This window comes from Streptomyces sp. WAC03905 (assembly GCF_057371075.1).
Window position 1 is genome coordinate 4,195,001 of record NZ_JBXYDZ010000003.1, and the last position, 20,927, is coordinate 4,215,927.

Here is a 20,927-nt window from a genome sequence, read left to right on the forward strand (position 1 = left end):
TAGCGGTGTGTAGCGAGGTTAACCCGTGTGGGGAAGCCGTAGCGAAAGCGAGTCCGAACAGGGCGTTTGAGTTGCACGCTCTAGACCCGAAGCGGAGTGATCTAGCCATGGGCAGGTTGAAGCGGAGGTAAGACTTCGTGGAGGACCGAACCCACCAGGGTTGAAAACCTGGGGGATGACCTGTGGTTAGGGGTGAAAGGCCAATCAAACTCCGTGATAGCTGGTTCTCCCCGAAATGCATTTAGGTGCAGCGTCGTGTGTTTCTTGCCGGAGGTAGAGCACTGGATAGGCGATGGGCCCTACCGGGTTACTGACCTTAGCCAAACTCCGAATGCCGGTAAGTGAGAGCACGGCAGTGAGACTGTGGGGGATAAGCTCCATGGTCGAGAGGGAAACAGCCCAGAGCATCGACTAAGGCCCCTAAGCGTACGCTAAGTGGGAAAGGATGTGGAGTCGCAGAGACAACCAGGAGGTTGGCTTAGAAGCAGCCACCCTTGAAAGAGTGCGTAATAGCTCACTGGTCAAGTGATTCCGCGCCGACAATGTAGCGGGGCTCAAGCGTACCGCCGAAGTCGTGTCATTGCAGCAATACTCCCAACGGAGGCTGTGATGGGTAGGGGAGCGTCGTGTGCCGGGTGAAGCAGCAGCGGAAGCTAGTTGTGGACGGTTCACGAGTGAGAATGCAGGCATGAGTAGCGATACACACGTGAGAAACGTGTGCGCCGATTGACTAAGGGTTCCTGGGTCAAGCTGATCTGCCCAGGGTAAGTCGGGACCTAAGGCGAGGCCGACAGGCGTAGTCGATGGACAACCGGTTGATATTCCGGTACCCGCTTTGAAACGCCCAATATCGAATCAGGCGATGCTAAGTCCGTGAAGCCGTTCCGGACCCTTCGGGGAAAGGAAAGTGGTGGAGCCGACGAACCAGACTTGTAGTAGGTAAGCGATGGGGTGACGCAGGAAGGTAGTCCAGCCCGGGCGGTGGTTGTCCCGGGGTAAGGGTGTAGGCCGAGGGGTAGGCAAATCCGTCCCTCATACAAGGCTGAGACCTGATGCCGAGCCGATTGTGGTGAAGTGGATGATCCTATGCTGTCGAGAAAAGCCTCTAGCGAGTTTCATGGCGGCCCGTACCCTAAACCGACTCAGGTGGTCAGGTAGAGAATACCGAGGCGTTCGGGTGAACTATGGTTAAGGAACTCGGCAAAATGCCCCCGTAACTTCGGGAGAAGGGGGGCCATCACTGGTGATCGGACTTGCTCCGTGAGCTGGGGGTGGCCGCAGAGACCAGCGAGAAGCGACTGTTTACTAAAAACACAGGTCCGTGCGAAGCCGTAAGGCGATGTATACGGACTGACGCCTGCCCGGTGCTGGAACGTTAAGGGGACCGGTTAGTGACCTTTCGGGGTTGCGAAGCTGAGAACTTAAGCGCCAGTAAACGGCGGTGGTAACTATAACCATCCTAAGGTAGCGAAATTCCTTGTCGGGTAAGTTCCGACCTGCACGAATGGCGTAACGACTTCTCGACTGTCTCAACCATAGGCCCGGTGAAATTGCACTACGAGTAAAGATGCTCGTTTCGCGCAGCAGGACGGAAAGACCCCGGGACCTTTACTACAGTTTGATATTGGTGTTCGGTTCGGCTTGTGTAGGATAGGTGGGAGACTTTGAAGCCCCAACGCCAGTTGGGGTGGAGTCGCCGTTGAAATACCACTCTGGTCGTGCTGGATGTCTAACCTCGGTCCGTGATCCGGATCAGGGACAGTGTCTGATGGGTAGTTTAACTGGGGCGGTTGCCTCCCAAAGGGTAACGGAGGCGCCCAAAGGTTCCCTCAGCCTGGTTGGCAATCAGGTGTTGAGTGTAAGTGCACAAGGGAGCTTGACTGTGAGACCGACGGGTCGAGCAGGGACGAAAGTCGGGACTAGTGATCCGGCGGTGGCTTGTGGAAGCGCCGTCGCTCAACGGATAAAAGGTACCCCGGGGATAACAGGCTGATCTTCCCCAAGAGTCCATATCGACGGGATGGTTTGGCACCTCGATGTCGGCTCGTCGCATCCTGGGGCTGGAGTCGGTCCCAAGGGTTGGGCTGTTCGCCCATTAAAGCGGTACGCGAGCTGGGTTTAGAACGTCGTGAGACAGTTCGGTCCCTATCCGCTGTGCGCGTAGGAATATTGAGAAGGGCTGTCCCTAGTACGAGAGGACCGGGACGGACGAACCTCTGGTGTGCCAGTTGTCCTGCCAAGGGCATGGCTGGTTGGCTACGTTCGGGAGGGATAACCGCTGAAAGCATCTAAGCGGGAAGCCTGCTTCAAGATGAGTATTCCCACCTCCTTGAGAGGGTAAGGCTCCCAGTAGACGACTGGGTTGATAGGCCAGATGTGGAAGCCCGGTAACGGGTGAAGCTGACTGGTACTAATAGGCCGAGGGCTTGTCCTCAGTTGCTCGCGTCCACTGTGTTAGTTCTGAAATAACGAACAGCTGTGTCCATGCCAGCGTTCAAATTTCATAGTGTTTCGGTGGTCATAGCGTTAGGGAAACGCCCGGTTACATTCCGAACCCGGAAGCTAAGCCTTTCAGCGCCGATGGTACTGCAGGGGGGACCCTGTGGGAGAGTAGGACGCCGCCGAACAATCATTGTGGGAAAGCCCCGCACCAGCCCGTTACGGGTTCGGTGCGGGGCTTTTCTGCGTTCACGGGCGGGTTCGGTCAGGGTGCTGTGCCATGCCGAAGCGGGCCAGGTAGTGCCAGACCCGCTTGAGGGCCTGTTCGTCGTGCCGGCCCGTGCGGGCCTCTTCGCCCAGGACGTGGGGGGCAGCAAGCCGTCCACGGCGATGTCCGCGCCGAGGTCCACGTACTCCTGGCCGCGGTATTCGGGGTGGCGGCGGAGTTCGTCGACCGGGTCCAGGGGCTGGCCGAAGGAGCGCGCAGTGACGTGTTTGATGGCTCTGACGTGCAGATTCGTGGGTGTGGTCTTGTTGATGGATGGTTAGGATCACCGCTCATGAACGAAGTGCAGCATGTGATACGTCCGGTCCGTGCCGAGGAGTGGGAGCAGGTCAAGGAGCTGCGGATCGCCGGGCTCAAGGATCCGGCGGCTCCGGTCGCCTTCCTGGAGACGGTCGAGCAGGCCGAGGGGCACCCCGACGAGTTCTGGCGGGGGCGGGCCGAGGGCGCGTCGCGAGGGCGGGCCGCCCGGCAGTTCGTCGCCGAGGCGGCGGACGGGCGGTGGGACGGGTCGGTGACCGTGCTCGTCGAGGAGGGCGGGTCCGTCGACTTCTTCGACCAGGACGTCGAGCGGACGCAGGGCCATGTGGTCGGGGTGTTCGTACGGGCCGAGCAGCGCGGGACCGGGCTGACCGAGGCCCTGTTCGCCGCCGCCCTGGACTGGGCCTGGGGGCTGGAGGAGCCGGCGCTGGAGCGGGTACGGCTGTTCGTGCACGAGGACAACGGCCGGGCCGGCGCGTTCTACCGGAGGTACGGCTTCGAGCCGACCGGCGTCGTGGTGCCCGTACCGGGGAACCCGGGCGCCAAGGAACTGGAGTACGTGCTGCGGCGGCCCGCGGGTTAGGGGGCGGCTACAGGTCCGCTCCGGGCCAGCGGGAGCGGGCCTGTTCGCGGCTGCGGCACAGGGCCAGGAGGGGGAGCGTGTCCCCGGTCAGCAGCTCCGGGAGCTGGGGGATCGGGGCCACGGCCGCCACGTCGTCCAGCACCAGGGAGAGTGGTGGGTCGAGCCGACCGTGGGATGACCGTGCGGCCATGCGGCGGCCGTGCTCGACCACGTGAGAGGCGAGTGCGGTCAGCAACGGCATCGCACCCGGGTGGGTGCGGGGGTCCTCCAGTGCTTCACCCACCAGATAAAGGGTTCCCCCTTCGGCGACGAACGAAGCCAAGGTGAGGGCATCTGTTCGGTTCGGATTGCAGGCTTCGCGGATGTGGATCGACGTCAGGCAGGAGAGGGCACGGGCCGTCAGGGCCAGGGCGAGTTCGCGGCGTTCGGGGTGGGCGGTGAGGGCGCTCTCCAGTTCGCCGGCCGCGCCCGCGGCGGCCTGGGGGTGGGTGCGCAGGATGCGGACCGGGTCCTGGGCGCTGTTGCCCTGGGCCCAGCGGTGCAGCTGCTTGAACGGTCTGCCGTCCAGGGCGGCGGCCTGCAGCCAGCTGCGCAGGAGCGTTTCGGCGGTGTCGGCCACGGCCGCGTCCATCCGGGCCTGCGGGCGTACGGGGGCCAGCAGGGCGATCGCGCGGGCGGCGGCGGTGTCGCGGTCGGCGCAGCCGTCGGCGGGGTTCCAGTGCAGGCGGGCCGGGGTGTCGCAGAGGTGGGAGGGGTCGTAGAGGAGTACCGGGCCGAGTTTGGCGCGGGCGTCCTTGGTCTCGGCCCAGAGGGCGGGGGAGGACGTCACGACGAGGGCGGCTCCCTCGGTCTCCCCGATGCGCTGGGTGGCGGTGCGGAGGCGGTCGTCGGGGGCGGCGTACGTGATCCCCCGCGGGGTGGCACCGGGGGTGGCGGTGGGGGCGACCGTGGGGGCGACGGCCGGGGTGACGGCCGGGGTGACGGTGGCAGCTGTCGGCCGGGGCGCGTAGCCGAAGCCGTAGCGGTAGGCCTCGTCGTTCGGGCCGGTACGGGTGGCGGGGGCGCCGCCCCCGGGCCCCCGCGTCTCGGACGGCGGCGGGGCCGGGACGGGCGCTGCGGGGGCGGGTACCGGGCGGTGCTGGTCGGGGACGCTGCCCCCGGGTTCCTGCGGCTCGAACGCCGGCGAGGCGGGAACGGGCGGCGTGGCCGGCAGAGGGTGCGCCGGAGCCTGCGTGCGTGCGGCGTTCGGGTTGCCTGGGGCGCTGCCACCGGGCCCGTGTGCTTCGAACGCCGGAACGGCTGCCGCGGGTGCTGGTTGTGCGGCGAGGGCGCGGCGGGACTTGGTGCGGGCCACCACGCCGATCACGAAGACCGTCAGGACGAAGAGGATCAGCAGCTGGCTGACGAACAGGCCCCAGAAGAGGCCCCAGCCGGAGAGGGCCGTGGGGTCGGTGTCCGGCCAGGCGCCCGGGATGTCGTGGGGCTGCGCTATCAGGGCGCGGACGGCTGCCGGGGTGCGGGTGAAGGTGACGGTGTCGGGCCAGAAGCCCTTGGCGAAGAGCGCGGCCAGGCCGGTGGCCGTCCAGACGAGGACGGCCAGGCCGAGGAGGAAGGCCAGCAGGGCGACCAGCAGGCCGTCCGGGACGCCGCCGCTGCGCGCGGAGGGGTCCGTACGTCGTGCGTCGTGCATGGTCAGGCCACCGTGGTCGCGGATCCGGGGCTGCCGCTGCCGCGGCTGCGTTCGATGGACAGGGCGCGTTCCTCCGCTTCCAGTTCGGCGGCGAGGAGGTCGGCGGGGAGGCGGGTCGGGGTGGAGGACTCGGTCATGGCGCGGTCGGTGAAGACCAGGGGGCGTTCGGCTTCGGTGATGAGGTGTTTGACGACCTGGACGTTGCCGTTGACGTCCCAGACGGCGATGCCGGGGGTGAGGGTCGGGATGATCTCCACCGCCCAGCGGGGGAGGCCCAGGACCCGGCCCGTGGCCCGGGCCTCGTCGGCTTTCTGGGCGTAGATCGTTCGGGTCGAGGCCATCTTGAGGATGGCGGCGGCTTCGCGGGCGGCGGCGCCGTCGACGACGTCGGAGAGGTGGTGGACGACGGCGACGAAGGACAGGCCGAGGCGGCGGCCGAACTTCAGGAGGCGCTGGAACAGCTGGGCGACGAAGGGGCTGTTGATGATGTGCCAGGCCTCTTCGACGAGGAAGATGCGCTTCTTGCGGTCGGGCCGGATCCAGGTGTGTTCCAGCCAGACCCCGACGATCGCCATGAGGATGGGCATGGCGATGGAGTTGCGGTCGATGTGGGAGAGGTCGAAGACGATCAGGGGGGCGTCGAGGTCGATGCCGACGGTCGTGGGGCCGTCGAACATGCCGCGCAGGTCGCCGTCGACGAGGCGGTCGATGACGAGCGCGACGTCGAGGCCCCAGGCCCGGACATCGTCTATGTCGACGTTCATGGCGAGGGCCGATTCGGCCTCGGGGTGGCGCAGTTGCTCGACGATGTCGGTGAGGACGGGCTGGCGGTCGCGGATGGTGTCCACGACGTGGGCGTGGGCGACCTTGAGGGCGAAGCCGGCGCGTTCGTCGAGGCCGTGGCCCATGGCGACTTCGATGATGGTGCGGAGCAGGGCGAGCTGCCCGGTCGCGGTGATGGCCGGGTCGAGGGGGTTGAGGCGGATCCCGGAGTCGTTCGCGGCGATGGGGTCCAGGCGGATGGGGGTTATCCCCAGCTGCTGGGCGATGAGGTTCCATTCGCCGACGCCGTCCTCGCCCTGGGCGTCGAGGACGACGACCTGGCGGTCCTTGAAGCGGAGCTGGCGCAGGACGTAGGTCTTCTCCAGGGCGGACTTGCCGTTGCCGGATTCGCCGAGGACGAGCCAGTGGGGGGCCGGGAGCTGCTGGCCGTACAGCTGGAAGGGGTCGTAGATGTAGCCCTTGCCGCTGTAGACCTCGCGGCCGATGATGACGCCGGAGTCGCCGAGGCCGGGGGCGGCGGTGGGGAGGTAGACGGCTTGCGCCTGCCCGGTGGAGGTGCGTACGGGCAGGCGCGTGGTTTCGACTTTGCCGAAGAGGAAGCTGGTGAAGGCGTCCGTCAGCGCTGTCATGGGATCTCGCATGGGCGGGTCTTCCCTCCAGCTAGCGTCGGATGCCGGTGGCGAACGGCAGGGTGTTGACGAAGGCGCGGTGGTGCTCGCGGTCGCACCATTCCAGCTTCAGGTAGGACTTGCCGGCCGAGGCGCGGATGGTCCGCTTGTCGCGGGCGAGGGCCTCCGGTGAACGTGAGGACACCGTGATGTACCCGACCAGGTTGACTCCGGCAGCGCCGCTGGCGAGATCTTCACCCCTCTGGTCGAGTCGGCCGTGGGCGGCGATGTCGCGGGGGTCGACGGTGCGGTTCATCTTGGCGGCGCGGGAGGCGTCGGCCTCGTCGTTGGTCTTCTCGGTGAGCATGCGCTCGATGGCGACCTCGGTGGGTTCCAGGTCCATGGTGACGGCGACGGTGCGGATGACGTCGGGGGTGTGGACGAGGAGGGGGGCGAGGAAGTTCACGCCGACGGGGGTCATGGGCCATTCCTTGACCCAGGCGGTGGCGTGGCACCAGGGGGCGCGGGTGGAGGACTCGCGGGTCTTGGCCTGGAGGAAGGTCGGTTCGACGGCGTCGAGTTCGGCGGGCCAGGCGTTGCGCTTGGTCATGGCCTGGATGTGGTCGATGGGGTGGTCCGGGTCGTACATGGAGTGCACGAGGGAGGCGAGGCGGCCCTGGCCGAGGGGCTGGCGGACGCGGATGTCGGCTTCGGCGAGGCGGGCGCAGATGTCGGTGAGCTCGCGGGCCATGACGATGGCGAGGCCGGAGTCGCGGTCGAGCTTGCGGCCCTTGTGGGGGGTGGTCGCGCGGGCGATGGTGACGGCTTCGGCGGCCAGGTCGCGGGTGTAGTGCATGCAGGCGACGAGGTACGCGCGGTGCTGCTCGGAGGAGGTGGACACCATCGACTGGAGCTGGTCGTAGGAGTCGCGCAGCCAGACGGGGGCCTGGGTGTCGCCGCGCTGGGCGACGTCCTTGGCGTGGGCGTCGGGGTCGGCGGGGAGGGTGCGGGCGAGCATCTGGAGGCGGGTGACGAAGCCGTCGCCGTTGGCGACGTGCTTGAGGAGGGTGCCGAAGCGGTCGACGAGGGCTTCCTGGTCCTCGCTGTCGCGCAGGCCGACGCCGGGGCCTTCGATCTCGATGGCGGCGGTGACGGTGCGGCGGTCGGCGTGGAGGAGTACGGCGATCTCGTCGGGGCCGAAGGGGGCGGCGAGCCAGTTGATGCGGCCGATGCCGGGGGGCGGGCCGACCTCGACCTCGCGGCCGTCGGCGGCGCGGATGCCGGCTTCCATGGCGCCGGAGCGGTAGGTGGTGCCGCGGCGCAGGGTGCGCTTGTAGCTGCGGCTGATCTCGAACCAGCGGTAGAAGGTGCGGCCCTTGTACGGGACGTACACGGCGGCGAGCGCGAGGAGCGGGAAGCCGACGAGGCTGACGATGCGCAGGGTGAGGTCGGGGACGAGCAGTCCGCTCATCATGCCGAAGAACGCCCCGGTGATGATGAGGGCGATCTCGCCGGTCTCGCGGTTCTTGCCGACGATCGCGTTCGGCCGGGCGCGGCCGATGAGATACGTGCGGCGGGGCGCGACCGGGTGCAGCTGGTGGGACTGGGTCGTCAACGCCCGTCACCTCCTGTGTTCCTCGTGCTCGAGCTCGTGCGGGGCGGGGGTGCGGCGGAGGGGACGGATCCGCCGCCGCCGGCGCCGCCGCCGGAGGTGGGGCGGCTGCTGTGGGCGGCCACGCCTCCGGAGAGGGGGTTGGCGGGGCGGGGGGCGCTGCCGCCGCCGTCGCCTCCGCCTCCGCGGTGGGCGCCGCGGCTGCTGTGGGTCTTGATGCCCTGGGAGACGAGGGAGGCCGGGGAGCTGATGACGGCGGCGGCCTGGGCTCCGTCGGTGGCTTTGCTGCGGCCGGCGCGGGCGGAGGCGATCTCGTCGCCGAAGCCGGGGACGAAGCGGTAGATCATCGCGGAGGCGAAGATCGCCAGGAGGATGATGGCGAGGCCGGTGACGACGGCGGAGAAGGCGTTGGGGCCTTGTTCGCCGGTGAGGGCTCCGGCGAGGCCGAGGACGATGACGATGACCGGCTTCACGAGGATGACGGCGATCATGATGCCGGCCCAGCGGCGGACGTGGCCCCAGAGGTTGCGGTCGACGAGGCCGGAGTAGACGACGACGCCGAGGAGGGCGCCCACGTAGAGGAGGGCGGCCCGGATGAAGAGTTCGAGGAAGAGGATGCCGGCGGCGAGGACGGTGACGAGGGCGACGACGATCAGCATGATCGGGCCGCCGCCGATGTCGTCGCCCTTCTTGAGGGCCTCGGAGAAGGAGCCGAAGAAGACGTCGGTCTGGCCGCCGGTGGCGGAGGCGATGACCTCGGTGACGCCGTCGGTGGCGGAGACGACGGTGTAGAGGATCAGGGGGGTGAAGGCGGAGGCGAGGACGGTGAGCCAGAGGAAGCCGATGGCTTCGGAGAGGGCGGTGGTGAGGGGGACGCCGCGGACGGCTCGCTTGGCGACGGCGAAGAGCCACAGGACGAGCGTGAGGATGGTGGAGGCGGCGAAGACGACGGCGTACTGCTTGAGGAAAGTGGCGTTGGTGAAGTCGACGTTGGCGCTGCCCTTGACCGCTTCGCTGAGCTTGGTGACGATCCAGGCGGCGGCGTCGGCGCAGCCCTTGGCGAGGGAGGCGAGGGGGTTGAGGGCGTCGGCCGGGTCGCTGGGCGCGAGGCCGGTACGGGGGGCTCCGCCGCCTTCGCCGCGCTCGCAGTAGTCCTTGGCGGGGCCGCGGATGAGGTCGCAGGGGTTGTTGCTCGGCTGGGTGCTGGGGGTGGGGCTCGGCGTGGGGGCCGCCACCGCACGAGTGGCCAGGAGGACGACTGCGGTCTGCACGACCGCCATGGCGGCCGTGACCTGCAAGCCGCGACGGCTAGCGCGCATAGGTGAACCCCCCGAACTGTGAAACTGCCGCGGCCATTTCCTCCGCGGTGGCGGCGGATTGGTCCCTGCCCACGGGGGCGGGACCGTCCTTCTGCGTGTAGTCGGAGACTCTCCAGTCGCCATTGAGCCACTTGAGCTCGAAGGTGTTCGTGTACCAGCTCTCGGAGACGGGGTTCTTCGACCCCTCTCCGGCGAGGCCGAACAGGGCCGAGTACCAGACGGAGACGGTGGCGGTGTCGCCGGCGAACTTCTCCACCTTCGTGCCCACCGGGTTCGTGCGGGAGATGAAGGTCTGGTTCTTGGGAGCTTTGCCTGCGGCGTCGAGCCCGATTCGAGCCAGGAAACCCGGGTCCGCGTAGATCTTGTCGAGGTCGTTCTGGCGGGCAGTGGCTACGTCCGGCAGGTAGACGGTCTGGACGATCGTCTGGCGGCGGGCGGCGTCGAACATCGCGTCGGAACCCAGGGCGACCGCGTAGTTGGCGGCCGCCGATTGGGCGCCCTGTTCGTCGTGGGCGAAGCCCTTGGGGATGCCCGCGGTTTTGCCGGTGACCGGGTCGGTGCCCGTGGCGGTGGTGGAGGTGGAGGAGGGGGTGTCGTCGGTGGGTTTGGCGTCGGGGGTGTCCGGGGCCTGGTTCGCGAACGCGATGGCGGCGATCAGGAGGACGACCACGCCGACCACGGTGACCAGGCTGCGGGGGGCGCGGGAGGTGCGGCGGGCGGGGCCGTACGGGTCGGCGGGGGCGTCGGGGAGGCGGGTGCGGGTCTGGCCCGTGCCGCCGACCTCGCCGTAGCCGGCGCCGCCGTACTGGTCGTCGTTGCTCATTCCGTTTCCGCCCCCTCCGCGTCGTACGACGGTAGCGCTGGTTCCCGCGTGGATGCGGTGTGGTGAGTCCTCATCAGGTCGGGGCCACCGGTGGTCGGTCGGGCTAGACGGCCATTCCGTAGACGATCGTGAAGAGCGTGCCGAGGGAGCCGATGATGAAGACGCCCGTGAGGCCGGCGACGATCAGCCCCTTGCCCTGTTCCGCGCTGAACGTGTCGCGCAGGGCGGTCGCGCCGATGCGCTGTTTGGCCGCGCCCCAGATGGCGATGCCGAGGCAGAGGAGGATCGCCACGGCCATGACCACCTCGATCATGACCTTCGCTTCGTTGCCGAGACTGCCGAACGGCCCCCAGTTCGGGGCGATTCCGCCGATGATGGTGGTGATGTCGCCCTTTTCGGCTGCCAGGATCATGTAACTCACCGCCCCTGTATGGGTAGTTCCGGATGCCCGCTGCCCGACGGCAGGGGTCACGCACTATCTTCGCTGATGAAACCGCCGCCGTCGTCGACTTGTCGGCTCTCTTTACCCGATCTCGCGGCCCGTGACCGTCTTCCGCGCTCTGACCTGGGCCGGGCCGTCGTCCATCCGCAAGAACGTGCGGTCACTCTGTGTATCACGGGGGGTGACGCCGGGCAATGATTGTCCTCTCGGCGTACGGGGGGCGGGGCGAGGGGCCGCCGTTCGGAGCAGCGGGGTCGCGTGTCGTTGGGCCGACCCGCTGACATAAGTCCGACATTCCGTCAGTATTCCATCCGTACAACGGATCGCGGGTGAAGCTCCACGTCGTCAGACAGGACGACGCAGGGAGTGAAGGATGGGTTCCGTGTTCAGGGCGGCCCGGCGCGTGTGGCCGGCCGGTGGTCTGGCCGTGCCGTTGGTGCTGGTGCTCGGGGGTGTCCAGGCGCCCGCGGCGGCGGCCGTGCAGGAGGTCGCGCCGGTGGTCGCGCCGGTGGTGGCGCCGGGGATGGCGTCGGGGGTGGCCGAGGTGTGCGGGAAGACCGGGACGGCTGCCGCGAAGGGCAGTCCGAAGGGGACGCCGGGTGGCCGCGGTACGGCTTGTCCGACGCAGCGCGGGGGGCCGAAGCCGAAGCCGAAGCCGGAGCGGGGCCCGGCGGGGCCGCCCGGGCCGCCGGGGCCGTGCGTGGACATCGACACGGTCGGGGTGCCGGGGTCGATGTCGGGTGCCGAGTACAGCGCGGCGCTGAGCCGGGGCCGGACGTACGTCGGGTACCGGAGCGCGCCGACGGGTGCGTACGCGTGGAAGGACCTGACCAACTACCGGCAGACGCCGGGGTATCCGCGGAACGCCTGCGGGGTGGCGGTCAAGGTCGCCGACCGGGTCTACGTGAAGGTGCTCACCACCGGCGGGGCGGTTTTCGAGACCTCGTGCACGCTGACGCTGACCTGCACGCTGGGCTGGGCCGCGGTCATCAATCCCTGAGGCCGCCGGGTGTGCTCGGGGCTGCCGCGTGTGCCTGGGGCTGCCGGGTGTGCCGGGGGCGGCCGGCGGGCCTGGGGGCCTGGGCCTGGGTCGGCCGTGCGGGCCTGGGTCCGCGGCGGCGCGGGACTGGGGCCGGGTTGTCAGTGGGGTGCGGCAGGCTGAAGGGATGACGACTACCTGGACTCTTGCGGATCTCGAGGCGGCCATCCGGGCGGGATGGTCCGCCGAGACCTGCGAGCCGGCCGACATCAGCCGGGTGCCCTGGACCGCGGAGAATCCGGCCTGGGGGCAATGTGACATCACCGCGCTGGTCGTGCAGGACCTCGTGGGCGGGGACCTGGTGCTGGGCGAGGTGTTCCAGGAGGGGCGGCAGGAGGGCTACCACTGGTGGAACCTGCTGCCCGGTGGCATCCGGGTCGATCTGACGCGGGAGCAGTTCCGGCGGGGTGAGACGGTCACGCCCGGGCGCGTGGTGAAGCGGCCGGGCGGTCGGCTGAAGCGGCGCTGGGAGGAGTACCAGCTGCTGCGGCAGCGGGTGATCGACAAGCTGGGACCGCTGCCGGGGGTGATGGTGGCGCGGGACGGGCGGCGCCTGGTCTACACGGACTTCGGCGGGCCGGGGGCTCCGCTGCTGGCGCTGCACGGGCACTTCGGGACGGGGGCGGACTTCGAGCGGCTGGCCCGCGAGGTGGGTCCGGCGTGGCGGGTGATCGCCCTGGACCAGCGCGGGCAGGGGGAGTCCGACCGGGCGGGGGAGTACACCCGCGAGGGGTACGTCGCGGACGCGGTCGCGCTGTTGGAGCACGTCGGGCTGGGACCCGCGGTGGTACTGGGGCATTCGCTGGGCGGGGTCAACGCCTACCAGCTGGCCGCGCGGCGGCCGGACCTGGTGCGGGCGGTGGTGGTGGAGGACATCGGGGCGGTGGTCGACGGCGACCTGTCGTTCGCGCGGGCCTGGCCGCGGCGGGCCACGACCCGGGCCGGGTTCCTGGCGGGGGTGGGGAGCTCCGCGCCGTACCTGGAGGGTGCGGTACGGGAGTACCCGGACGGGTGGGGGGCCGCCTTCGAGGTGGAGGACATGGTCGAGTCCCAGCGGGGGCTGAACGGGGACCACTGGGAGGACTGGCTGCGCGTGGACGCGCCGACGCTGCTGGTCCGGGGGGACCGGAGCGGAGTGCTGTCGGCGGAGCACGCGAGGGAGATGACGGTGCGGAGGGCGGGCGTGCGGCTGGTGGAGTTGCCGGCGGGGCACGCGGTGCGGGTGGGGGACCCGGAGGGGTACTTCGCCGCCGTGCGGGACTTCCTGGCGCGGGTGGGCCGGGCGACCACCGTGTGACCGCCGCCGCCGCTTCGCCGGGCCGGCGTTCCGCCGTCTTCGCCTGAACGCCGTTCCGGTGGGCCGCCGCCGGGCCGCCGGGCTGGCGTTCCGGTGGGCCTGCCGGCCTGCCGGCCGGGGCTTAGGGGGTGTCCGGCGGATCATGGCCGGGCCCGGCCCGGCCCGCCCGGCGCCGCGCCTTGCCGCGTTGTCGTCGGTCGCCGACGCTCCGCGTCGACTCCCTCCTCCGCCTTGCAATCCACAGCACCGGACAGCCCGGACTGTCCGACCTTGATCCGCCGGACACCCCCTAGGGCCGGCCCCGGGCCGCCGGCCGTGGCGGAGGTGGGTGGGGCTGATGTGTCTCTGTGCTGCTGGTGGTGGGCTGGGCCCTGGGTCGGCTTCGCCGGACGTCGAGGGCGTCGGGTTGGCGGCGCGGCCGGGGTGGGTGATGAGGGTGCCGGCCGGTCCGTGGGCGGGCTCTGGTTCCGGGGCGCTGCGTCGCTGCTGGGGAGCGGGTTCAGCTGCGTCGGCGGGCGCGGGTGCCGGGGCTGGAAGAAGGGGGACTGCGGATGCCTGGCCCAAGGGTCGGCCGGGTGTCGGGTGCCGGGTGCCGGGTGCCGGGTGCGGGGTTGGCGGTGCCGCGTGGACGGGGCTGGGGCGTGGGGTGGGGCAGGGCCGGGCAGTGCTGCCGGGTGATCCGCTGAGGGTCTGGGCTGCGCCAGCCCGAGAGGGCCCGGCAGTCTTCGTTGCCTGGTGGCTTTCGCTGTCCGGCGGCTTCCCCTGCCTGGTGGCCTTCGTTGCCTGGCGGCTTTCACGGCCCGGCGCGGCCTCCGCCGCCTGCGGCTTTCACTGCCCGGCAGTTTCCGCCGCCCGGCGTCTCGGCTGCCCGGCAGTTTCCGCCGCCGGCAGTCTCCGCCGCCCTGCGTCTCGGCTGCCCGGCGGCTTCCGCTGCCCGGCGGCTTCGCTGCCCGGCAGTCTCCGTCGCCCGGCAGCCCCCGCTACGCGGCAGCCGCGGTGTTGCCAGCGTGATGCCTCGGCGCCGTCAGTTTCCCGTGCCACTGGCCATCTGCGGGCCGGGCGGCAACCTCGTCACCCCGGGCCGGTCACCGATCCGGCGGCCTCCCGCGCGGCGTGGCTGCCCTGACGCGCACGCCCCGGACCGCCCCGCGGCGCCGGTCACCTGCACCCGGTACGGCTCGCCGCGGGCGACCGGCCGCCTGCCCACACGGCTCAGCAGTTGGCGGCATCCACCGTCGGGGCGCCCGGCCGTACCGTGCAGGTCTGCGTCCCGTGGTGCCGGGAACGTCTGCGGGTCAGGATCCCGTCGGCGCGGCGTGGGTGGGCGTGTGATCGGGGTCACGGGAACTGGGGCCGGGGTGGCGGACAGCCGACAGGAGTGACCACAGAGATGCGAACTCGGGTGCGGTCCGGGGATCCGGACGCCTATGCGGAGCTGTTCGACAGCTACTCCCGCACCCTCTACAACCACGCCTTCCGGATGACCGGGGACTGGGCCGTCGCCGAGGACGTCATGTCGGCGGCCTTCCTGGAGGCGTGGCGGCTGCGCGGCAGCGTCGACCCCGAGGGCGGCTCCCTGCGGCCCTGGCTCCTGGGGATCACCACCAACATCGCCCGCAACCACTGCCGCAGCAACCGCCGCTTCCGGGCCGCCGCCGCGGCCGCAGCGGCGGCGGCCAGTGCCGGGGCCGTGCCCGACCACGCCGACGACGTCGCCGGGCGGCTGGACGACCGGCGGCAGATCGCGGCCACGCTGGCGCAGCTCGGTGCGCTGCGCCGGCCCGAGCGCGAGGTGTTGCTGCTGTGCTTGTGCGAGGGCCTGGAGTACGCCGAGGCGGCCCGGGTCCTCGGCATTCCGGTGGGCACCGTGCGGTCGAGGCTGTCGCGGGCCCGTACGAAGCTGCGCAGGCTCGCCGACGCGGAACTGAAGAAGAACGGACGGGAACTCGCGGCCCGGTCCCGACAGGCATATGAGGACCGCGCGAAGGCGGTCCGGTCCGCACAGGAGGGAATCTGATGAACGCCGACCTTTTCCGGCGCCGCCCGGCCGGCCGGGAGGACGACTCGCTCCCCCTGCCGTTCGCCGAACGGGAACTTCCCGCGGGCCGCCACCAGTTCCACAAGGAGCGACTGATGGCCCGGATCCACGAAGACCTCCGAACCGCTGACGCCGAGACCGCCCCCGTGACCGTCCGCAGGACGGGAGTGCGCAGCCCCCTCCTGCGCCGCGGGATCCTCGTACCCCTCGGGGCCTTCGCCCTGGCGGGCGCGCTCGCCGCCGGTTTCCTCACCTACGTGGACCGGGGCGACGCGGACGGAGCCGGTTCCACGATCGCGACGGGCCCGGCCATGACCACCCGGATCGGCACCGCCGATGCCAAGGGCACGGAGCAGCTCCTGGACCGCATCTCCCTGGCGGCGGCCTCCGCGGGTCCCGGGGTGCAGGTGCGGCCGGACCAGTTCATCTACATCGGCAGCAAGACGTCCCACACCTACGTGAAGAGCGTCGGGGACAAGGACGTCCTGGTCAGCCAGGAGCTGCACATGCGGCACACGTGGAACTCGCCGGACGGCCTCAAGGGCTGGCTGATCGAGCCCGGCAACACCGGCCCGAAGGGCGTGACGCTGGAGGGGAAGAACGAGAGGGGCGAGACGCCGACGCCGTACCTCAACGCGCCGACGCACGACTACCTCGCCGCGCTGCCCACCGACCCCGACGTGCTGCTGAAGAAGATCTACGAGGAGACGCGCGGGATGGGGCGCGCCCCCGACCAGGAGGCCTTCACCACGATCGGCGACCTGCTGCGCGGCAGTTACCCGCCGGCGGAACTGGCCGCCGCGCTGTACAGGACCGCGGCGAAGATTCCCGGGGTGGTGACGGTGGACGACGCGGTCGACGCGGCGGGGCGCCACGGGGTCGCGGTCGCCCGGCTCGACGAGACGACCGGCCAGCGGGAGGAATGGATCTTCGATCGGCAGACGCTGGAGTTCCTCGGGGAGCGGGTCGTGCAGGTGCGGGGGGACGCGGGTGAGGGTGGGCTGATCAAGGAGGGCACGGTGGTGTCCACCAATGCCGTGATGACGCGGAGCGTCGTCGATCGGATGAAGGAGATTCCGGCTCCTTCGGGCGGCTGACCGCTGCGAGTGCGAGTGCGGGTGCGAGTGCGGATGCGGGTGCGGGTGCGGCGCCGTTGCCGGGGGCGCTGCCCCCTGGCCCCCGGCCTCCCGGCCCCCGCGCCTCAAACGCCGGCGGGGCTGGATCGGCCGGGCTCCGTGCATTGGCCGGGCGCCGCACCGGGCTCCGGGTTTCAGGTCCAGTGGGTGGGGCGGGTCAGGGACGACGGGATGCGGGTCGTGGGGTCGCCGTGGGCCGCGTTCAGTTGTGGCTGGGTGAGGAAGACGGCCTCGCGGAGGTCCGCGCCGCGCAGGTTCGCGTCGCGGAGGTCCGCGCCGATCAGGTCGGCCGTGCGCAGGTCGGCGCGGGAGAGGTCGGCGGCGATCAGGTAGGCGCCGCGGAGGTTCGCCCCGCGCAGGTCGGCCCCGGAGAGGCGGGCGCCCATCAGGTCGGCGCCGCGGTGGTTCTTCTTGCGGCCCGGGACCTTGGCGCGGGCCAGTTCGCTGGTCTTCAGAAGCAGCGTGTTGATCCGTCCCCGCAGCGCGCCGACGTCGAGGTCCGCGAGGGCGCCGGCGTCGGCGCGCGTCCACTCCTGCGTCTCGGCGAGTGCGCGGCGCAGTTCGGGGTGGACCGGGGCGGCGGCCGGGAGGGACAGCGCCTGGTCGACGTAGAAGAGCAGCTCGTGCAGCTGCCGCATGACCGGGAAGACCTCGAACATCTCCCCGCGGGTCTCGGGGTGGCTGCGCCAGTCGCGACCGCCGAAGGTGACCTGGGAGACCTGCTGGCCCGCGCCGAAGCAGTCGAAGACCGTGCAGCCGGGGAAGCCCTGGTCGCGCAGCCCGGTGTGGATGCCGCAGCGGAAGTCCTGCCGGAGGTTCTTGCAGGGGGTTCCGGCGGGCTTGTTCACGGCGAAGTCGGTGGACTTGGCGAACGGCAGGGCGACGCAGCAGAGCGCGAAGCAGTTCGCGCAGTCGGCTTGCAGCAGGGGCAGGCTGTGGGGCTCGTGGGACACGCCTTCATTGTCGCCGGTCGGGTGGGTGGGGTTCATCCGGTGGCCGCTCCGCGGTACGCCGGCTGCCGTCGCTGCCGTCGCTGCCGTCTCGGCCGTCTCGGCCGCGTTGGCCGTCTCTGTCGTCCCGACCCCTTCGCGGGGTGGATCCGCAGGTTGTCGGCCTGTCGGGTGCCGGGCGGGGGTGCGTGCGGCAAGTGGTGGACGGGAGTAGGGGGTTGATCGTCGGGGGGCGGGCGGCGAGCATCGCCCTATGACAGAAGTGATCGCAGTTGCCGTCATCACCCTGCTCGCCGTGATCAGTCCGGGTGCGGACTTCGCCATGGTCGTGCGCAACAGCTATCTCTACGGGCGGCCCACGGGGCTGTTCGCGGCCGCCGGGGTCGCGGCCGGGGTGCTGGTCCACGTCTCGTACACGATGCTGGGGGTCGGCCTGCTGATCGCCTCTTCCACCGCGTTGTTCACCGTGATCAAGCTGGCGGGTGCGGCGTATTTGGTGTGGATCGGGATCCGGACCTTCCGGGCGCGGGCGGAGGTGACCGTGGACCTGGAGTCGAAGCCGCAGCTGACCCGGCTGGGGGCTATGCGGTCGGGGTTCCTGACCAACGTGCTGAATCCGAAGACGACGTTGTTCGTGGTGTCGACCTTCACGCAGGTGGTCGATCCGGGGACGCCGCTGTGGCAGCAGGCCGGATACGGGCTGTTCATGTCGGCGGCGCACCTGGGGTGGTTCGGGGCCGTGGCGGTGTTCTTCTCCGTCTCCAGCCTGCGTGAGCGGATGCTGAAGGCGCAGAAGACCTTGAACCGGGCCATCGGTTCGGTGCTGGTGGGGCTGGGGGTGGGTCTGGGGTTCGCCCGCTGACCCGTCTCCCGGGGGCTGGTGGGCGTGGTTACCAGTCGGTAGCGTGACGGGCATGGGTGCTGCCGAGGGGTACGAGGTGTCCAAAGAGTACGAGGTGTCCCAAGGGTCCGAGGTGTCCGAGGGGCACACGGCGTACGAGGGGTTCTTCGAGCGGTTCGGGCCCGGGCGGTTCCGGGCCACCGAGTGCACGCGCGGGCCGTGGGACGCGGCCTCGCAGCACGCCGGTCCGCCGGCGGCGCTGCTGGGGCGGGCCGTCGAGGAGCGGCCGGGCGCGCGGGCCGACATGCGGATCGCCCGGATCACGTACGAGATCCTGCGCCCGGTGCCGATCGGCGAGCTGGAGGTCACCACCTCCGTGCTGCGCTCCGGGCGGAGCACGGAGGTGGTCGAGGCCGCGCTCGCCCCGGTGGGCGCCGCGCCCGTGATGCTGGCGCGGGCCCTGCGGATCCGGGTCGCCGAGGAGTCCGTACCGGCGGTGGTGAGCGGTCCGCAGCTGCCGGCGCCGGGGGAGGTGGGAGTGACGCCGTTCTTCCCGGTGCCGTGGGAGATCGGCTACCACTCGGCCATGGAGACCCGGTTCACCGAGGGCGCCTTCGTCGAACCGGGGCCCGGTACCTGCTGGATGCGGATGAAGGTGCCGCTGATCGCGGGTGAGGGGACCAGGCCGCTGGACCGGGTGCTGATCGCGGCCGACTCGGGCAACGGCATCAGCGCGGTGATGGACTTCGGGGCGTACGTCTTCGTCAACAGCGACCTGACCGTCCACCTGCACCGCCACCCGGTGGGCGAATGGGCGTGCGTGCAGGCCCGTACGAGCGTGGACGCGGCCGGCATCGGGCTCGCGGACGCGCGGCTCCACGACGAGAAGGGCCCGATCGGGCGGAGCGCGCAGAGCCTGTACGTCGCGCCGCGCTGAGCCGGGTGCCGTGCCAACCCCGTTGCGGTGCGCGGGAGTCGGTGTGGCAGCCTCGTGCGGATGGAGGCATTGAGGGGGACCGATCCGGCCCGCATCGGGGAGCACGTGCTGCTGGCCCGGCTGGGGGCCGGGGGCATGGGGCAGGTGTACCTGGGGCGTTCGCCCGGCGGCCGGCTGGTCGCGGTCAAGGTGATCCGGGACGAGATCACGGGGCATCCGGAGGCGCTGGCGCGGTTCCGGCGGGAGGCCGGGACGGTGCGCGCGGTCAGGTCGGCCTACACCGCGAACCTGATCGACGCCTCGCTGGCGGCCCCGCCGTACTGGCTGGCCACGGAGTACGTGGCCGGACCCACGCTGGGCCGGGCGGTCGCGGAGCGCGGGGCGCTGCCGGCGGAGACCTGCCTGCGGCTGTTCGCGGCGCTGGCGGAGGGACTGGCGAGCGTCCACGCGTACGGGGTGACGCACCGGGACCTGAAGCCGCACAACGTCGTGCTGGGCGCGCAGGGGCCGCAGCTGATCGACTTCGGGATCGCGAAGGGCGTCGGGGCCACCGCCCTCACCCAGGACGGGCAGGCCCCGGGCACGCCGGGGTTCACCGCGCCGGAGGTGCTGGTGGGCGGCGGGACGGGGGACGACGGCCCGGCGGACGTCTTCGCGCTGGGCGCGACGATGGCGTACGCGGCGACCGGGCGCCCGCCGTTCGGTACGGGTGATCCGGCGACGGTGAGCTACCGGGCGGTGCACGAGCCGGTGGACCTGGCCGGGGTGGAGCCGGGTCTGGCGGGGCTGATCCAGGCCTGCGTGGCGAAGGACCCGGGGCGGCGGCCCGGGCTGCGTGAGGTCATCGCCCGCTGCGGGGTGCGGGACGCGCTGGTCGACGACCCGGCGTACCGCGGGCTCGGCGCGCTCGCGGAGCCCGTCCCGGCGTCCGTACCCGTACGCGTATCCGTACCCGTACCGGCGGAGGCCTCGGCCGCGCTGCACGCGGCGCCGACCGAGGGGCCCGGGCTGGTGCCCGGCCACCCCCCGACAAGGGGTGGGCGGCGGCGCGGCGTCCGGGTCGTGGTCGGGGCGGCCGCGGTGGTGGCCCTCGCCCTGGCGGCCTGGCAGCTGCTCCCGCCGGCGGGGGACGGGGGAGACGAGGGGTCCGGCGCCGGCGGGGCCTCCGCACAGGGGCGCACGGACGCACGGGCCACCCCCGAGACCGCTCCGGCCGCCCCGCAGGGCGGTGGCAAGCCGCCCGCCGAGTACATCGAGGGCAACAGGGTCTCGCGCTACCTGTGGACGGGCGCCCCCGATCCGGTGCAGGCGGCCCAGGGCATCGGCCAGTGCAACCAGCCGGCGGAGGAGAAGACGCCGGGCGCCGGGTTCCAGTCGGCCGTGTCGACGACGAGCCGGGACGGGGTGCCGGGCGGATCGGCGAGCATCAAGATGCGGATCAAGTACGCGGAGATGGAGCGGAGCAGGCCCGCTCCGTACTACGTGTCGGTGGCGGTGAAATCGCCGCACGACATCGAACCGGACACCGGCAAGCCCTTCCCCACGGACAACCGGGCCGTCGGATACACCAGCAAGCCGGTCGACATCTACACGCACTGGCAGTCGGGCGGTGACGTGGAGCTGACGTATCCGGACGACTTCACGATGCACGGCGGGGGCAGGACCTGGCCGGCCGTGCCCCTGTCCGCCGACCGCGGGGACTGGACGGTGGTCTTCTACCACGTCGAGGATGACCCTGCGAAGTACGCGAGCATCGCCTGCACGGGCTTCCAAGTGGGGTAGTAGGACATGCGACACGGCCGAATCGCACGTTGAAGTGACCGGGATGGGGGAGGGTTGACGGGTG

The 20,927-nt window shown here is 70.7% G+C and carries 16 protein-coding genes, 2 rRNA genes and 1 pseudogene (1 of these 19 cut by a window edge); 10 read left to right on the forward strand and 9 right to left on the reverse strand.

What is annotated here, in order from left to right:
- Positions 1–2,434: ribosomal RNA gene (locus AC2RP6_RS21500) — 23S ribosomal RNA — on the forward strand (it extends 690 nt beyond the left edge of the window).
- A 76-nt stretch (positions 2,435–2,510) separates the two neighbouring features.
- A 5S ribosomal RNA gene (gene rrf, locus AC2RP6_RS21505) occupies positions 2,511–2,627 on the forward strand.
- 61 nt (positions 2,628–2,688) lie between these two features.
- On the opposite strand, the pseudogene AC2RP6_RS21510 reads toward rrf, so the two are convergent.
- A pseudogene (locus AC2RP6_RS21510) lies at positions 2,689–2,894 on the reverse strand (DUF3626 domain-containing protein); the annotation flags it as partial.
- Between the two features lie 114 nt (positions 2,895–3,008).
- On the opposite strand from AC2RP6_RS21510, the gene AC2RP6_RS21515 reads away from it, so the two are divergent.
- Entirely contained in the window at positions 3,009–3,566 is a 558-nt protein-coding gene (locus AC2RP6_RS21515; protein ID WP_486450397.1) for a GNAT family N-acetyltransferase, read from the forward strand.
- A gap of 7 nt (positions 3,567–3,573) precedes the next feature.
- Here AC2RP6_RS21515 and AC2RP6_RS21520 read toward each other — a convergent pair whose 3' ends face one another.
- The 7 genes from AC2RP6_RS21520 to AC2RP6_RS21550 all read right to left on the reverse strand — a co-directional run bounded on the left by AC2RP6_RS21520 (position 3,574) and on the right by AC2RP6_RS21550 (position 11,551).
- On the reverse strand, positions 3,574–5,256 hold the full coding sequence (locus tag AC2RP6_RS21520; protein ID WP_486447654.1) for a P-loop NTPase family protein: 1,683 nt from the start codon (positions 5,254–5,256) through the stop codon (positions 3,574–3,576).
- Between the two features lie 2 nt (positions 5,257–5,258).
- Complete coding sequence (locus AC2RP6_RS21525; protein ID WP_486447655.1) at positions 5,259–6,680, reverse strand: ATP-binding protein; 1,422 nt, start codon at positions 6,678–6,680, stop codon at positions 5,259–5,261.
- A 19-nt stretch (positions 6,681–6,699) separates the two neighbouring features.
- Entirely contained in the window at positions 6,700–8,262 is a 1,563-nt protein-coding gene (locus tag AC2RP6_RS21530) for an SCO6880 family protein (RefSeq protein ID WP_486447656.1), read from the reverse strand.
- Positions 8,259–9,578, reverse strand: a complete 1,320-nt coding sequence (locus AC2RP6_RS21535) for a hypothetical protein (protein ID WP_486447657.1) — start codon at positions 9,576–9,578, stop codon at positions 8,259–8,261. Before AC2RP6_RS21535 ends, AC2RP6_RS21530 begins: the two co-directional genes overlap by 4 nt.
- A complete protein-coding gene (locus tag AC2RP6_RS21540; protein WP_486447658.1) occupies positions 9,568–10,401 on the reverse strand; it encodes a hypothetical protein in 834 nt (277 codons plus the stop codon). The genes AC2RP6_RS21535 and AC2RP6_RS21540 overlap by 11 nt, the downstream gene beginning before the upstream one ends.
- A gap of 103 nt (positions 10,402–10,504) precedes the next feature.
- Positions 10,505–10,813, reverse strand: coding sequence for a hypothetical protein (locus AC2RP6_RS21545; protein ID WP_008742356.1), 309 nt, complete (start codon positions 10,811–10,813; stop codon positions 10,505–10,507).
- A 375-nt stretch (positions 10,814–11,188) separates the two neighbouring features.
- Positions 11,189–11,551: a hypothetical protein gene (locus tag AC2RP6_RS21550; protein ID WP_486447659.1), complete on the reverse strand. Its 363-nt coding sequence runs from the start codon at positions 11,549–11,551 to the stop codon at positions 11,189–11,191.
- On the opposite strand from AC2RP6_RS21550, the gene AC2RP6_RS21555 reads away from it, so the two are divergent.
- The 4 genes from AC2RP6_RS21555 to AC2RP6_RS21570 all read left to right on the forward strand — a co-directional run bounded on the left by AC2RP6_RS21555 (position 11,544) and on the right by AC2RP6_RS21570 (position 16,314).
- Entirely contained in the window at positions 11,544–11,843 is a 300-nt protein-coding gene (locus tag AC2RP6_RS21555; RefSeq protein WP_486447660.1) for a hypothetical protein, read from the forward strand. The genes AC2RP6_RS21550 and AC2RP6_RS21555 overlap by 8 nt on opposite strands.
- A gap of 166 nt (positions 11,844–12,009) precedes the next feature.
- Positions 12,010–13,179, forward strand: coding sequence for an alpha/beta fold hydrolase (locus AC2RP6_RS21560; RefSeq protein ID WP_486447661.1), 1,170 nt, complete (start codon positions 12,010–12,012; stop codon positions 13,177–13,179).
- A 1,390-nt stretch (positions 13,180–14,569) separates the two neighbouring features.
- Entirely contained in the window at positions 14,570–15,196 is a 627-nt protein-coding gene (locus tag AC2RP6_RS21565; RefSeq protein WP_486447662.1) for an RNA polymerase sigma factor, read from the forward strand.
- Positions 15,196–16,314 carry a CU044_5270 family protein gene (locus tag AC2RP6_RS21570; RefSeq protein ID WP_486447663.1) on the forward strand — a complete coding sequence of 373 codons (1,119 nt, stop codon included), beginning with the start codon at positions 15,196–15,198 and terminating at the stop codon, positions 16,312–16,314. The genes AC2RP6_RS21565 and AC2RP6_RS21570 overlap by 1 nt, the downstream gene beginning before the upstream one ends.
- A gap of 173 nt (positions 16,315–16,487) precedes the next feature.
- On the opposite strand, the gene AC2RP6_RS21575 is transcribed toward AC2RP6_RS21570, so the two are convergent.
- Complete coding sequence (locus AC2RP6_RS21575; protein WP_486447664.1) at positions 16,488–17,342, reverse strand: pentapeptide repeat-containing protein; 855 nt, start codon at positions 17,340–17,342, stop codon at positions 16,488–16,490.
- 214 nt (positions 17,343–17,556) lie between these two features.
- Between AC2RP6_RS21575 and AC2RP6_RS21580 the strand changes: the two genes are divergently transcribed.
- The 3 genes from AC2RP6_RS21580 to AC2RP6_RS21590 are packed head-to-tail and all read left to right on the forward strand — an operon-like array spanning position 17,557 to position 20,863.
- Positions 17,557–18,165 (forward strand): LysE family translocator, encoded by a 609-nt coding sequence (locus AC2RP6_RS21580; protein ID WP_266500014.1) that lies wholly within the window; start codon positions 17,557–17,559, stop codon positions 18,163–18,165.
- A gap of 52 nt (positions 18,166–18,217) precedes the next feature.
- Entirely contained in the window at positions 18,218–19,081 is an 864-nt protein-coding gene (locus tag AC2RP6_RS21585; RefSeq protein ID WP_486447665.1) for a thioesterase family protein, read from the forward strand.
- A 60-nt stretch (positions 19,082–19,141) separates the two neighbouring features.
- On the forward strand, positions 19,142–20,863 hold the full coding sequence (locus AC2RP6_RS21590) for a serine/threonine-protein kinase (RefSeq protein WP_486447666.1): 1,722 nt from the start codon (positions 19,142–19,144) through the stop codon (positions 20,861–20,863).
- Positions 20,864–20,927: the final 64 nt, after the last annotated feature.

Coding starts and splice junctions, on each gene's coding strand:
- AC2RP6_RS21550 (WP_486447659.1), bottom strand. CDS start 11,551: ATGTCCACGCACGGCCCCGGCGGCCCGGGCGGCCCCGCCGGGCCCCGC.
- AC2RP6_RS21520 (WP_486447654.1), bottom strand. CDS start 5,256: ATGCACGACGCACGACGTACGGACCCCTCCGCGCGCAGCGGCGGCGTC.
- AC2RP6_RS21540 (WP_486447658.1), bottom strand. CDS start 10,401: ATGAGCAACGACGACCAGTACGGCGGCGCCGGCTACGGCGAGGTCGGC.
- AC2RP6_RS21560 (WP_486447661.1), top strand. CDS start 12,010: ATGACGACTACCTGGACTCTTGCGGATCTCGAGGCGGCCATCCGGGCG.
- AC2RP6_RS21590 (WP_486447666.1), top strand. CDS start 19,142: ATGGAGGCATTGAGGGGGACCGATCCGGCCCGCATCGGGGAGCACGTG.
- AC2RP6_RS21570 (WP_486447663.1), top strand. CDS start 15,196: ATGAACGCCGACCTTTTCCGGCGCCGCCCGGCCGGCCGGGAGGACGAC.
- AC2RP6_RS21525 (WP_486447655.1), bottom strand. CDS start 6,680: ATGCGAGATCCCATGACAGCGCTGACGGACGCCTTCACCAGCTTCCTC.
- AC2RP6_RS21565 (WP_486447662.1), top strand. CDS start 14,570: ATGCGAACTCGGGTGCGGTCCGGGGATCCGGACGCCTATGCGGAGCTG.
- AC2RP6_RS21580 (WP_266500014.1), top strand. CDS start 17,557: ATGACAGAAGTGATCGCAGTTGCCGTCATCACCCTGCTCGCCGTGATC.
- AC2RP6_RS21545 (WP_008742356.1), bottom strand. CDS start 10,813: ATGATCCTGGCAGCCGAAAAGGGCGACATCACCACCATCATCGGCGGA.
- AC2RP6_RS21535 (WP_486447657.1), bottom strand. CDS start 9,578: ATGCGCGCTAGCCGTCGCGGCTTGCAGGTCACGGCCGCCATGGCGGTC.
- AC2RP6_RS21575 (WP_486447664.1), bottom strand. CDS start 17,342: ATGAACCCCACCCACCCGACCGGCGACAATGAAGGCGTGTCCCACGAG.
- AC2RP6_RS21585 (WP_486447665.1), top strand. CDS start 18,218: ATGGGTGCTGCCGAGGGGTACGAGGTGTCCAAAGAGTACGAGGTGTCC.